This is a genomic window from Azospirillum griseum, assembly GCF_003966125.1.
Lineage (GTDB): Bacteria > Pseudomonadota > Alphaproteobacteria > Azospirillales > Azospirillaceae > Azospirillum > Azospirillum griseum.
This window is the reverse complement of sequence record NZ_RXMA01000020.1, coordinates 1-13,205: the sequence shown is the minus strand read 5'-3', so window position 1 is coordinate 13,205 and position 13,205 is coordinate 1. Positions and strand designations below refer to the sequence as shown.

Below are 13,205 nucleotides of genomic sequence, written 5' to 3'. Positions count from 1 at the left end.
ACCCGCCGCGCCCCGCCTGGAGACACCGTCGATGTCCATGCTTGATCTGGACAAGTTCCGCGCCACCCCCCTGCAACACGACCCGTATGACTTCCTGTGCGTTCCGGGTTTCGTGAAGAAAGAGCATCTGGAAGCGCTGCACCGGGATTACCCCAAGGTGGACAAACCCGGCTCCGTACCGCTGGGCGTCTTCCCGCAGGGGCCGACCTTTGACGCGCTGATCGAGGAGCTGAAGGGTCCGGCGGTCTGCAAGGCCTTCTCCGACAAGTTCGACATCGACCTGTCGGGCTACCCGACCATGTTCACCGCGCGCGGCATGTGCCGCCCGACCGACGGCAAGATCCACCCGGATTCGGCCAGCAAGATCATCACCGTGCTGATCTACATGAACCCGCCCTGGGAGGCGACCGGCGGACGCCTGCGCATCCTGCGGTCGCAGGACCTGGAGGATTACGCCGCCGAAGTGCCGCCGGAGGAAGGCACGCTGATGTGCTTCCGCCGCAGCGACACGTCCTGGCACGGCCATTACCCGTTCGAAGGCCAGCGCCGCGCCATCCAAATGAACTGGGTCAAGGGCAGCGTCTACATCTGGCACGAGCAGTGGCGGCACCGCGTGGGCGTGTGGGCCAAGAAGGTGTTCGGGGCCGAGCAGAAGGGCTATTGAGTTCGGCGGGAAGGCCCTTCACCGCTTGCCGGTACAGGGCCTCCCTCCGCTCCGCCCGTGTCACGCCGACACGGTCCACACCGGTTCCCCCAGCTCTTCGCGGAAGGCGAAGCGCTTCAGATGGTCGAAAACCACGCCCTGCAAGCGGGGCAGCGTGTCGGCCGGGGCCTCCACCGTGATGTCCAGCCCGTCGGCGTCGGCGGCCAGACGACAAAAGCGGTCCTCGCCGAAGGGAATTTCACCCCGGCCGTCGCCGTGGGTCACGGCGAATTTGTGGCCCCAATGCTTGCACAGTTGCGTCAGATAGCGTTGGGCGTTGGTCGTGGCCACGCGGGTGGTCGATTGGGCCATGATGGCGTCTCTCCTGTTTTGAGATGATGGGATGTTGGCGCGGTGACGGGCCGGGTCAGGACCGTTCGACCGCCAGCGCGGCGGCGTCGATGGCGGCGGCGATGGCGTCCGTCTGTTCGGGCGTCAGGTCGCCGCGCGACAGGCGCAGGCTGAGCGCCAGTTTGAAATTCTGCACGGCGCGCACGATCTGCGGGGCGCGTTCGCCGCGATGGCGGGCGCGGGCGTGGTCGATGCGCTCGCGGATCGCCGCCACCGCCGTGGCGCTGGCCTTCAGCGCGTCGCCACCCTCCGTGGTCAACTCATAGAGCTTCTTGTTGCCCTCAGTGGCCGCGACGCGGATGTGGCCCTGCTCCTCCAACAGGGTCAGGGTGGGATAGATCACGCCGGGGCTGGGGCTGTAGGCCCCGTTGACCATCTCCTCGATGGATTTGATGAGGTCGTAGCCGGAGCGCGGCTTTTCCTCGATCAACCACAGCAGGACCAGACGCAGGTCGCCTTGGCCGAACACCCGCCGCTCGCCGCGTTCGGGACCGCCGAAGCCGTCCGGCCCCCAACCGCCGGGGCCACCACCCGGACCGCCAAAACCACCGCGCCCGCCGCGATGGCCGTGACGCCCCCGGCCAAAGCCACGCCCGTCGTCATCCTCGGATTCGGGACGGGAGAAACGACGCCCGCAGGCGCTGAACATGTGCCGAAGCATGGAACCCTCTTTCGATGCAGTTTCGATATAACGAAAACTTAGATATATCGAAACTCAGTCGGGTTCAAGAGCGGTGCGAACGATTCTCAGAAAAATTTCGCACGGCCCCGCTTCCGCCGGTTGGGACAAATCGCTGTTGCCCCTTTCGGCGACGGGCTATAACTGCGCCCCGGTTTGTTCCCTTCGCGTGTGTCGCAATGCCCCTTCGGATCGAAACTTTTTCCAACGTGACCGGCGGCTCCAGCTTTTTCAAAGCGGTGGGCCACCCGTTGGCCGCGCCCAAGGCCGCCATCCTGATGGCGCGGCTGGCGTCCTTCGGTCCGGTCGCCTTCTACGACCCGCTGGGGCTGCTCTCCGGTCTGGCCGAGTTCTACGACCTGTCGGCGATCCCGGTGGCCGGGGTCTATGTCCAGAATGTGGAGCTGGTGGGAACCGAGGTGTTCGGCCACCGCGCGCAGGCGGTCACGGATTTGCCGAGCAGCGGCGCGCGCACGGTCTTCGTCGTCGCCTTCGATTCCCAGCGCTGCGAGGGGCACATCGCCCATCTGATTCCGAAGGACGTCGGTGTGGTCTCGCTGGACGCCATGCGCGTGCCGGAAGACATGCTGAACGACCCCGGCCATTACCTGTCCAAATTCAACTGGGCGACCAACTTCGCCTGGTTCCGCGACGAGCCGGGCCACCACACCCGCATCGTCTCGTCCAACTACTGGCCGCGTTACGGGGCCAAGGGGACGCGGCTGTGGGCCTGCCTGTTCGACGGCGAGGGCCGCCCCATCGCCGATTGGACGGAGCCGATGCCGCCATCGGACGGCACGGTGGTGATCGACAGCCAGCAGGTGCGCGCCAAGCTGGGCCTGGGCGATTTCTGCGGCACGCTGTTCCTGCACGTCATCGGGGCCGCCGGGCATGATGTGGTGAAATACGCGCTGGACACCTACGGCGACGACGACACCGTGCTGTCCTGCACCCACGACGCCAACGCCTGGCCCGCCGAACGCTACGCCGGTCTGCCCGCCCCGCGCGAGGATGAGCGGGTCATCCTGTGGATCCAGAACAGCCACCCGACGCCGATCCCGGCGGGGGCCGTCGGCCTGAACCGGATGGGACAGGACGAGGTGAGGACCATCGCGCGGGAGATTGCGCCCTTCGCCACCGTCGCGCTGGACAGCCGCGACCTGTTCCCAGACGCGCGTTGGCCGCAGCAGTTCGAGATCCAGGCGGGCAAGCATTTCGTCCGTCCTCGTTACGAAGTCGTATCGACCAATGGCCGCCGCCGCATCGCCCACGCCAACGTCGAACGCACCGACCTGAAGCCCGATCCCAAACTGGCGGCGCTGACCGGCACCGCCATCGGCAAGGGCCACATCCTGCCCGCCCCCATCCTGCCGCCGGACCGCTGGCGCACCATCCTGCTGCCCACCCCGATGAGCACGGCGCAAACGGAACTGCCGGTCAAAGCGGTGCTGTACGACCGCGACGGGCGCGAACTGGCCCGGCACGCCTTCGGCAATCTGAAACGGTCGGACAGCGTGGCGCTGGACGTCACGGCGCTGCTGAGCGACCAAGCCCTGCCCGGCGGCTGGGGCCATGTGGAATTGGTCTATGATTTCGAAGCCGGAACGGTTGCCGACGGCTGGCTGCACGCGCTGTTCCGTTACGAAGACGCAAAGACCGGCCATGTGGCGGAAACCAGCTTTGGCAGCCACCTGTTCAACATGGCGATGGTCTACCGCGACGAGCCGCAAAGCTACCATGGCCGCCCGCCCGGCCTGTCGACCCGGCTGTTTCTGCGCCTTGGGACGACGCCGTGGGACACGCTCTGCCATCTGGTCTACCCTGCCTCCACCCCCTGGCATGCCCAATCCGACACCAGCCTGGTCCTGACCCGGCGGGATGGGCATGAGGTGGCGCGCAAAAAGGTGGCGATCCCCTGCGGCGGCTCGCTCTATTGGCGCTATCACGAGATGTTTACGGAGGCGGAACGGTTGGCGGCGGGCGAGCACGCCTATGTGTTGATCCGCGACACCACCTGCCGCCTGTTCGGCTATCATGGCTGCCTTGCCGGTGACAGCGCCTTCAGCCTCGACCATATGTTTGGTTTCTGACGCCACCCTCCTGTTTTCGAGACGGTTCCCATGCCCAGCACCCATCACAGCAAGGTTCTCATCATCGGCGCCGGTCCGGCGGGCTACACGGCGGCGATCTACGCCGCGCGCGCCAACCTGGAGCCGCTCATGGTCCAGGGCATGCAGCCGGGCGGCCAGCTGATGATCACCACCGACGTGGAAAACTTCCCCGGCTTCGCCGACCCGATCCAAGGGCCGTGGCTGATGGAGCAGATGCAGAAGCAGGCCGAGCATGTCGGCACCAAGATGGTGTTCGACCTGATCACCGACGTCGATTTCACCCAGCGCCCCTACGTCTGCAAGGGCGACAGCGGCGACACCTACACCGCCGACAGCGTCATCATCGCCACCGGCGCGCAAGCCCGCTGGCTGGGGATTTCCAGCGAGGAGATCTATCGCGGCTTCGGCGTGTCGGCCTGCGCCACCTGCGACGGCTTCTTCTTCCGGGGCAAGGAGGTCGCGGTCATCGGCGGCGGCAATTCGGCGGTGGAAGAGGCGCTGTATCTGACCAACCACGCCACCAAGGTGACGATCATCCACCGCCGCGACAGCTTCCGGGCCGAGCGGATCATGCAGGACCGCCTGTTCCGCCACCCGAAGATCGAGGTGGTGTGGGACAGCGCGGTGGAGGAGATCGTCGGCGAGGGCGACGGCAGCCTGGGCAACCCGCGCGGCGTCACCGGCGTGCGCGTGAAGAACGTGAAGACCGGCGACAGCCGCGTCATCCCGGTGGCCGGTGTCTTCGTCGCCATCGGTCATGAACCGGCGACCTCGGTGTTCAAGGGCAAGGTGGCGATGGACGAGTCGGGCTACATCCTGACCGCGCCCGATTCGACGGCGACCGACATCCCCGGCGTCTTCGCGGCGGGCGACGTCAAGGACAAGGTCTATCGCCAGGCGGTGACGGCGGCGGGCATGGGCTGCATGGCCGCGCTGGAAGCCGAACGCTGGCTTGCCCACCACGAATAAGCCCGACGCGCCACAGCCGGAAGACCAAACGAAACCGCCGCCGGGATCGCTCCCGGCGGCGGTTTCGTTGTGGGGGCGGTTGAAACGCCGTGCCGACTATTCCAGCAGGCTGCGCAGCATCCAGGCGGTCTTTTCGTGGATTTGCAGGCGCTGGGTCAGCAGATCGGCGGTGGGCTGGTCGTTGGCCGACTCGGCCGCCTTGAACACGGCGCGGATGGTGCGGGCGGCGGCCTCATGGCCCTCCACCAACTGGCGGATCATGTCGTCGGCCTTGGGGACGCCCGCTTCCTCGGTGATCGAGGCAAGCGCGCCGAACTGGCTGAAGCTGCCCGGAGCCGGATGCCCCAGGGCGCGGATGCGTTCGGCCACCTCGTCCAGCGCGGTCCACAGCTCCGTGTACTGCGTCATGAACATGGTGTGCAGGGTGTTGAACATCGGCCCGGTCACGTTCCAGTGGAACGAGTGGGTCTTCAGATAGAGCGCGAAGGTATCGGCCAGGACGCGGCTCAGCCCCTCGGTGATGGCCTTGCGGTCGTCGGCGGAAATTCCGATGTCGATCTTCATTGGGCGATGCCCCTGTCTTTCGTTTCGGTGTCGTGTCTGCGGGTTCGACAACAGCTTGTGCGCAGCCCTGGCGGGTCAAGGGGTGCGGCGGGCGAAAACCACCCGCTGCGACGTTTTTGACCAGCCCGGCGCGCGCCCGTCAAGCCACGCCCGTCACACCACCGCTCAACCTTGCCCCGTCAACCCTGGCCCATCAACCCTGGCCCGTCAGCCCTGGCGCAGACGACCGATGAAGTCCTTCACCTCGCGGTTCAGGGCCACCGCCTGCCCGTCCAGCAGCTCCGCCGCGCGCAGCACCTCGCCCGCCGCGACCCCGGTTTCCCCGGCGCTGGTCGACACGCTGGTGATGGTCTGCGACACCTCCGTCGTGCCGCTCGCGGCCTCCTGGACGCTGCGGGTGATTTCGCGGGTGGCGGCGGATTGCTGATCCATCGCCGTGGCGATCGAACCGACGATCTCGTCGATCGACACCACGGTGTCGCCCACCCCCTTGATCGCCGACACCGCCGAATCCGTCACCTGCTGCATGGTGGCGATCTGCGCGCCGATGTCCTCCGTCGCCTTGGCGGTCTGGTTGGCCAGATTCTTGACCTCGCTGGCCACCACGGCGAATCCCTTGCCCGCCTCGCCCGCGCGCGCCGCCTCGATGGTGGCGTTCAGCGCCAGCAGGTTGGTTTGGGCGGCGATGGCGTTGATCAGGCCGACGATCTCGCCAATGCGGTTGGCGGCGTCGGACAGGCCCAGCACATGGCCGTTGGTCTCCTCCACCGCGCGCACGGCCCCGCGCACCATGTCGAAGGAGCGGCGGACCTGCGAGCCGATTTCGGTGATCGACGCCGACATCTGTTCGGTGGCGGCGGCGGCGGTCTGCACGCTGGCCCCGGCCTGCTGGCTGGCGGCGGCGACGGTGGCGGCCTGCCGGTTCGCGCTGGTCGCGCGCTCCAGCATCCCCGCCGCGTTGCCGCGCACCTGATGGGCACCGGATCCGACCTGCTGCACCACCTCGCTGACACGGGCCTCGAACAGATCGGCCAGCGCGTGGATGGCGCGGCGCTTTTCCTCTTCGGCCTGGGCCTTTTGCCGGGCCTGCTCGGCGGTCAGCCGTTCGACCTCGCGGGCGTTGGTCTGGAACACCTCCAGCGCGCGGGCCATCGCCCCGATCTCGTTCTTCATCCACGCGCCGTCGATGACGCCGTCCAGCTTGCCCGCCGCCAGATCGGTGGTGGTCTGCGACAGGTCTTGCAGCGGCCGGGTGATCGAACGCGCCAGCACCAGCCCGCCCGCCATCATCGCCACCAGCAACCCGGCCATCACCAGGGCGAAGCGGTCGCGCGCGGCCTCCGCGTCCACCCGCGTGTCCTCAATGGCCTTGGCGGTGGATTGGCCGATGGCGTCCTGCACCGCGACGATGCGGTCGGTCAGCGCTTTGAACTGGTCGTCGGTGTGGGCCATCATCGGGATGCCGATCAGACGGTCGATGGCGGCCATCTGGTTCATCTCGTCCACCGCCTTGGCGTAGGCGTCCACACGGGCCGACACGTCGGCCAGCATCGCGCGCTCCGCATCGGTCAGCGGCATGGCGCGCAGGGCGTCGATCACGCCGCGCGCCTGTTTGGTGTTGCGGGCGATGGCGTCGCGCATCTGTTGCAGCTTGGCGTCCTCGATCCCCGACCCCGACAGGGCGAGGTGGCGCGACACGTCGCTGTGGATGACGTAGGCGGTGGCGACCAGCCGGTCGATCTGCCCGCGCCGCTCCGCCGCCGACCGGTGGATGCTGTCCACCGCCGACACCGACTGATCGGCCTGACGATCCGCCAGAACCAAAGCCCCAACGGTCAGCACGATCCCCATCAGGGGGGCCACGAAGACGCGCGCCGCCACCGACAGCCCGGCCAGACGCCCCAAAACGCCACCCTTCATCGCACACCCCCCAAAAACCAGCCCGCAAAACCAGCCCACAAACGCCGCGCCGGGCGGCGGCCCCACACGCCGCCGCCCCGCCCGATGACGACCGCCCCGTTACTTGTAAACGCCGACGTAGGCGACGAGGTCCTGGTTGGGAACGCGCTTCACATAGGTGATCTTCGGCTCGATCTTGTTGCTGGCCGGGTTCTTCCAGCGATACTCAACCCAGCCCTCACCCTTGTCCTTGGCCACCGCCAAAATATCCTTAACGATGAAACGGCCATCAGAATCAACAAGATTGATGACACTCTGCCCCACCCCGGCCGGGCGCTGCGGGTAGACCTTCCAGGTGCCGGTGAAGTCAATGACACTCACATAGATCTCGCCATACTTGAACTCACCATCCACGTTGAACACGGCGGCGGCGGCGTCCAAGCCCTTGGCGGCGATCAGATCGGCGGCCTTCAGGGCCAGTGCCTTGGCGTCATCCTGCGTCGGCTTGGCGGTTTGCGCCTGAGCAGCCCCGGCAAACCCCAAAGCAACCAAACCAATCATTAGAAAACGAAGCACTGCACGCATGCGAATGATCCCCAAAGCAAGCGGCCCGAACACAGTCTGTCGACTCGCGGGGCCATTTTGTTGTTGAAGCGATGTTGGTCTGTCTTGACGCGCTTCTTATGGGCACAGGTACTACCAGAAGGTTTCAGGATTTTGTCGGCCTGATTTCGTCCTCGTCATACCGCATTGCAACATAGCAACATCGCTATCCCAAGAGGCAATCGGCGAAACCCTCAACAAATCCTGAAAAATGAACCATTTGTGACAATTTGCGCCGGTTTGGCGGTGCACCACGCCCGCAATGCGGCGTGTCGTCGCAACAATCAACCAGGACCATCCGGCGCATTCCAACGCCCCGTGACGACTTGCCGCCGCTTTTTTCCATCGACAGGGCGGCGAATCGGGCGGACGATCACAGGATCGTGGGCTTGGCCGTCGGCCCTGGCGTGGCGATCCCGCCGCCCCCCGCTCCCGTCGATCGCCCCACCCTATTCTTTTGCGTCTGATCGTATCGACACAGAAACGGGCCGCCCTTTGCGGTCGGTGTCTGGCATCGGACCCGGACCCGCGACCCGACGGCGGCACAACAACCCATTTGGGAGGTGTGAATGCCCCACAACACCCTTCGAACGGCGCGCTGCGCGGCGCTGGTAGGCCCCTATCTGGCCGGAAAAACCACGCTGCTGGAAAGCCTGCTGTTCGCGGCGGGCGCCATCACCCGCAAGGGCAGCGTGCGCGACGGCAACAGCGTCGGCGACAGCGCGCCGGAAGCCAAGGCCCGCAAGATGACGACGGAGGTCAACGCCGCCTGTTTCGACTATCTGGGCGAACGCTGGTCGGTGCTGGATTGCCCCGGCTCGGTCGAGCTGGTCTGCGAAAGCCAGAACGCGCTGATGGCGGCGGACGTGGCGGTGGTGGTGGCGGAGGCCGCGCCGGACAAGGCGGTTCTGCTGGCCCCGCTGTTCAAATTCCTCGACGACCGCCGCATCCCGCACATCCTGTTCATCAACAAGATCGACGCGCTGGGCGACCAGAGCGTGCGCGCCGTGGTCGCCGCCTATCAGGCGGTGTCGGCGCGCAAGCTGGTGCTGCGCGCGGTGCCGATGCGCGAGGGCGGAACCGTCACCGGGCTGGTCGATCTGGTCAGCGAACGGGCGTGGCGCTTCAACCCGCACAAGCCGTCCAACCTCGTCCCCCTGCCCGACGCGCTGAAGGCGGACGAGGGGGAGGCGCGGCGCGCCATGCTGGAATCCATCGCCGATTTCGACGACGCGCTGCTGGAAAAGCTGCTGGAGGACATGGCCCCCGACCCCGGCGAGGTCTATGACAGCATGGCGCACGAGCTGGCCGACGACCTGATCGTCCCGGTCTTTTTCGGGTCGGCGGAAAACGACAACGGCGTCCGTCGGCTGTTGAAGGCGCTGCGCCACGAGGGGCCGGAGGTCGCCGTCACCGCCGCGCGGGTCGATGCGCCGCCGTCCGGGACCACCGCCGTGCAGGTGGTCAAGACGCTCACCGGCTCCCACGCCGGAAAGCTCAGTCTGGCGCGGGTGTGGCGTGGCGAGGTCACGGACGGCATGAGTCTGGGCGGCGAACGGGTGTCGGGCATCTTCCGCCCCTTCGGCCATGAGATGACCAAAATCCCCAGCGCCAAGGCGGGCGATCTGGTGGCGTTGGGCCGGTTGGAACGCGTCACCACCGGCGACCGCCTGACCGACGGCGGGCGCGGCAACCACGGCGCACCAACGGATTGGCCGGAACGCCCCACCCCGGTCCATGGGCTGGCGCTGCACGCCGAACACCGCAACGACGACGTGAAGCTGTCCTCGGCCATTCAAAAACTGACGGAGGAGGATCCGTCGCTGATTCTGGAAACCGCGCCGGACAGCGGCGAACTGGTGCTGTGGGGCCAGGGCGACATCCATCTGCGCATCGCCATGGACCGGCTGCGCAGCAAGCACAATGTGGCGGTCAAGGGCGTGGCCCCGCAAATCCCCTACCGCGAAACCATCCGCAAGGGAACCAGCCACCACGCCCGGTTCAAACGGCAAACCGGCGGCCACGGCCAGTTCGCCGACATCCAGATCGCCATCCGCCCGCTGCCGCGCGGATCGGGGATCCAATTCGAGGACGCGGTCGTCGGCGGCGCGGTTCCCCGCCAATTCATCGGATCGGTGGAGGCGGGTATCCGCGAGGCGGCGGCGCGCGGCCCGCTGGGCTTCCCGCTGGTGGATGTGGTGGTGACGCTGACCGGCGGCCAGTTCCACGCGGTGGACAGCTCCGACATGGCGTTCAAGACGGTGGCCCGGCAGGCGATGGCCGAAGCCCTGCCCGCCTGCGATCCGGTTCTGCTGGAACCGCTGCTGACCGTCACCATCGCCGTGCCCAGCGACTTCACCCCGAAGATCCAGCGGCTGGTCAGCGGACGGCGCGGCCAACTGATGGGCTTCGACGCCCGTCCCGGCTGGCCCGGCTGGGACGAGGTGCAAGCCAGCCTGCCCCAGGCCGAGATGCAGGACCTGATCGTCGAGCTGCGCTCCCTCTCGCTGGGCGTGGGAACCTATGTCTGGCGCTTCGACCGCCTGCAAGAGGCCCTGGGCCGCGCCGCCGACCGCGCCATCGACCAACGACGGGAAACGCTGGCCGCGCAGTGAGGCCACCGGGCGGGCCTCGTGGTGGAGGGAGGGTCCCCACCCTCCCCCGGGACGGGCGCGGCGGTCGCCGACCTCACAGAAGCGCGTCGATCAGTTTCAGCCTTTCGGCGTATTGCTGGGTGTCGCGCAGGGCGTCCGCCTGGCCGCGCACGTTGGTCGTGACGGTGTTCACGCTCTCGCGCACCAGATCGATTTCCGACAGGACCGTGTCCACCTGGGAAATCAGGGTCGCGTTCTCCAACGCCACATCATCCAACCGGACCTCGGTGTCCTGTATCTTCTGGCCCAGCGAATCGACGGACGCACCGATGCGCAGCATCGCGTCCTGTGTTTTGCCAAGTGCCAGCTTGGTGTCGTTGGCAAGCTTCCGCACCTCCGCCGCGACCACGGCAAAGCCCTTGCCCGCCTCGCCCACCCGCGCCGCTTCGATCGTTGCGTTCAAGGCGAGGAGGTTGGTTTGCCCGGCGATGCTGTCAATCACCGCAAGAACCCCCTCCACCGACCGCAGAACCCCGCGCAGGCGTTCGAACTCGGCGGCCAACTCCAGCTTTCGTTGGTTGTGGCCCTCGAAATTGTCGGCGTGGTTGCTCAGGGCCGAGCGTACCACCGTCAGCATCCGGTCTATGCGTTCAGAATACCCCCCGGTCATCTCGGCAAATTCACCAACCGACTTTGCTGAATTGACCTGATCCATCAGATGATGGATCAGATGCCGCCGAATCTGATTCAGAAGCTCCATCCTTCGAAGGCGGATCTTGGTGAAATACGATTGGAATTTCCCGTAGAAGATCGGGAAATTGTCGATGGTTTTGTCCGCAAACGGTTCCCCACTCGAGCAATCGAAGAAAAACACCGAGGTGAGCGTTTCGTTGCTGTTGATTCCCATCAATTCGCCAAAGCAGGAAAAGCCGCCGACGCTGCACCCGTCGAACGCCGTCATCTGGCGAAGGGCATCGGTGTTCTTCAGCCGTCTCAACACGCAATCGTACAGCACCCCTCCCAGCGGTCGCGGCTTTCCAGCCAGAAACGCCCGGAAATCCCTGTCGGTCTGTTCGGCCAGGTCAGTGACTTCCGCCAGAAACAGCTCCTCCCCGGCGCGAACCCCGCAGTAGAAATTGACCTTCCCATTCTCGACGTCGATTCCCGACACGGAGCGGACAAACAACTCCCCATCCAACTCGATCGCGAATGTGTGTTTGGCCATATGTTGGGCAATGCCATCCGGCTTGCAGCCGAAGCGGAGGCAAAGAGCGTCGATGATGTTGACGATCTCTCGCGATTTCGGATCGAACACGCTGGTCAGCGTCCTTTGGGCTTCATCCGCCTCAAGAACCGCAAAGGATGTGCCCGTCCGCCGGAAATTCTGCGTTTTGAACACGCCAAACCGCTTTCCATCCGCCACCCTGGCAAAGGCGATGACCGCGTGATTTTCCAACACGCGCTGACCATCGAAGAGCGAGGTCCCCCGCATGTCCAGGGTTCCACCGGCGGACCCGCCAAGGAACAGGACGGGAAAGCGGCCGCTCTGATACACCGCCTCCATCAAGTAATTCTCGCTGACCGACAACCCTTCGATGAAGGTCAAGGCGAGGGTGTCGCGGCTGTCGATGCGAAAGCTCGGGTCGATGCCGTCCAGTTGGGCGCGGATGGCGTCCACCCTCTGCTCGTGGGTCATCGTGAGACGACCCTTCCGAATGTCCTGGCACAGCAAGGGAATCGTGTGAATGGACAGATCGGAGATCAGGGACGTCGAAAACATCTGAAGAACCACATCGTCCCGCCCATCGAGCGACGGAACATAAATTCCGCAGCGATCCGACGAACACAGCTCTCCAGCGGTCGTCATCACAATGAGTTTGGTGCCGTCCGCAAAGCGCGCTCTGATGGCGGCGGTTGCCGCGCGGAAATCAACAAACGGCGACACAAAACCCAACACCAAAGCGGGCGCATCCCAACCCGTTCCATGCGCATCGCCCTGCCCCGCGCTCATCTCCGCAAGGGTTGTGTGCACAACCCGGATCATCGGATCCGTCTCCACGCCTTGGTCGGGTCGCGCGGGGGCGAGGGGATGGTCAATCGACGGACCATTCCCAACGCCGATGACGCCATCGCGTTCGTTGGAGAAAAATTTTGACACAAGACCAGAGAACATCTTTCCTCAGCACCAAAAACAAAACGGACATAACCTTGAAGACACTCAACAAATATCATAAGAAACTTTCACTTATCAAATAGTATTGTGTTTAATTTTTATGAATAATTTTGTATTTTCCTTCAAAAAAGATCTGGGCGGGATTTTCATCCCGCCCACACACTTCGAAAAATTTTGTTTTCCTTTTTCTATCCTTCCATGGCCTTGACGACCTCTTCGGTGACTTTTTTGGCGTCGCCGAAGAGCATCATGGTGTTGGGTCGGAAGAACAGCTCGTTTTCGACACCGGCGTAGCCGGCGGCCATGCCGCGCTTGATGAAGAAGACGGTTTTGGCCTTTTCCACGTCCAGGATCGGCATGCCGAAGATGGGCGAGGCCGGGTCGGTCTTGGCCGCCGGGTTGGTCACGTCGTTGGCGCCGATGACGAAGGCGACGTCCGCCGAGCCGAAGTCGCGGTTGATGTCCTCCAGTTCGAACACCTCGTCGTAGGGGACGTTGGCTTCGGCCAGCAGCACGTTCATGTGGCCGGGCATGCGGCCCGCCACCGGATGGATGGCGT

General features: G+C 65.2%; 10 protein-coding genes and 1 pseudogene. 4 read left to right on the top strand and 7 right to left on the bottom strand.

The features are described from left to right. The first annotated feature begins 31 nt into the window (after positions 1 to 31). Positions 32 to 664 carry a 2OG-Fe(II) oxygenase gene (locus tag EJ903_RS18440; RefSeq protein ID WP_126618184.1) on the top strand — a complete coding sequence of 211 codons (633 nt, stop codon included), beginning with the start codon at positions 32 to 34 and terminating at the stop codon, positions 662 to 664. Positions 665 to 724: 60 nt separating this feature from the next. On the opposite strand, the gene EJ903_RS18435 is transcribed toward EJ903_RS18440, so the two are convergent. Together EJ903_RS18435 and EJ903_RS18430 are read right to left on the bottom strand one after the other, a co-directional pair. Further along, on the bottom strand, positions 725 to 1,015 hold the full coding sequence (locus EJ903_RS18435; protein ID WP_126618182.1) for a DUF2218 domain-containing protein: 291 nt from the start codon (positions 1,013 to 1,015) through the stop codon (positions 725 to 727). A 55-nt stretch (positions 1,016 to 1,070) separates the two neighbouring features. Then, entirely contained in the window at positions 1,071 to 1,715 is a 645-nt protein-coding gene (locus tag EJ903_RS18430) for a PadR family transcriptional regulator (RefSeq protein ID WP_126618180.1), read from the bottom strand. Positions 1,716 to 1,912: 197 nt separating this feature from the next. Here EJ903_RS18430 and EJ903_RS18425 point away from each other — a divergent pair, with 197 nt between their 5' ends. Continuing rightward, positions 1,913 to 3,823, top strand: coding sequence for a hypothetical protein (locus tag EJ903_RS18425; RefSeq protein WP_126618178.1), 1,911 nt, complete (start codon positions 1,913 to 1,915; stop codon positions 3,821 to 3,823). Between the two features lie 30 nt (positions 3,824 to 3,853). Next, a complete protein-coding gene (trxB, locus tag EJ903_RS18420) occupies positions 3,854 to 4,813 on the top strand; it encodes a thioredoxin-disulfide reductase (protein WP_126618176.1) in 960 nt (319 codons plus the stop codon). 96 nt (positions 4,814 to 4,909) lie between these two features. On the opposite strand, the gene EJ903_RS18415 is transcribed toward trxB, so the two are convergent. The 3 genes from EJ903_RS18415 to EJ903_RS18405 all read right to left on the bottom strand — a co-directional run bounded on the left by EJ903_RS18415 (position 4,910) and on the right by EJ903_RS18405 (position 7,861). Further along, positions 4,910 to 5,377, bottom strand: coding sequence for a Dps family protein (locus EJ903_RS18415; RefSeq protein ID WP_126618174.1), 468 nt, complete (start codon positions 5,375 to 5,377; stop codon positions 4,910 to 4,912). A gap of 207 nt (positions 5,378 to 5,584) precedes the next feature. After that, the gene (locus EJ903_RS18410; RefSeq protein ID WP_126618173.1) at positions 5,585 to 7,297 is read right to left on the bottom strand and encodes a methyl-accepting chemotaxis protein; all 1,713 of its coding nucleotides are present in this window, start codon (positions 7,295 to 7,297) and stop codon (positions 5,585 to 5,587) included. Between the two features lie 99 nt (positions 7,298 to 7,396). Beyond that, positions 7,397 to 7,861, bottom strand: coding sequence for a cache domain-containing protein (locus EJ903_RS18405; protein ID WP_126618170.1), 465 nt, complete (start codon positions 7,859 to 7,861; stop codon positions 7,397 to 7,399). Positions 7,862 to 8,448: 587 nt separating this feature from the next. Between EJ903_RS18405 and EJ903_RS18400 the strand changes: the two genes are divergently transcribed. After that, a complete protein-coding gene (locus EJ903_RS18400) occupies positions 8,449 to 10,494 on the top strand; it encodes an elongation factor G (protein WP_126618168.1) in 2,046 nt (681 codons plus the stop codon). 160 nt (positions 10,495 to 10,654) lie between these two features. Here EJ903_RS18400 and EJ903_RS28060 read toward each other — a convergent pair. Together EJ903_RS28060 and EJ903_RS18390 are read right to left on the bottom strand one after the other, a co-directional pair. Beyond that, positions 10,655 to 12,646: pseudogene (locus tag EJ903_RS28060) on the bottom strand (methyl-accepting chemotaxis protein); the annotation flags it as partial. A gap of 188 nt (positions 12,647 to 12,834) precedes the next feature. Then, a partial coding sequence (locus EJ903_RS18390) for an NAD(P)(+) transhydrogenase (Re/Si-specific) subunit beta (protein ID WP_148105288.1) occupies positions 12,835 to 13,205 on the bottom strand: 371 nt, incomplete at its 5' end.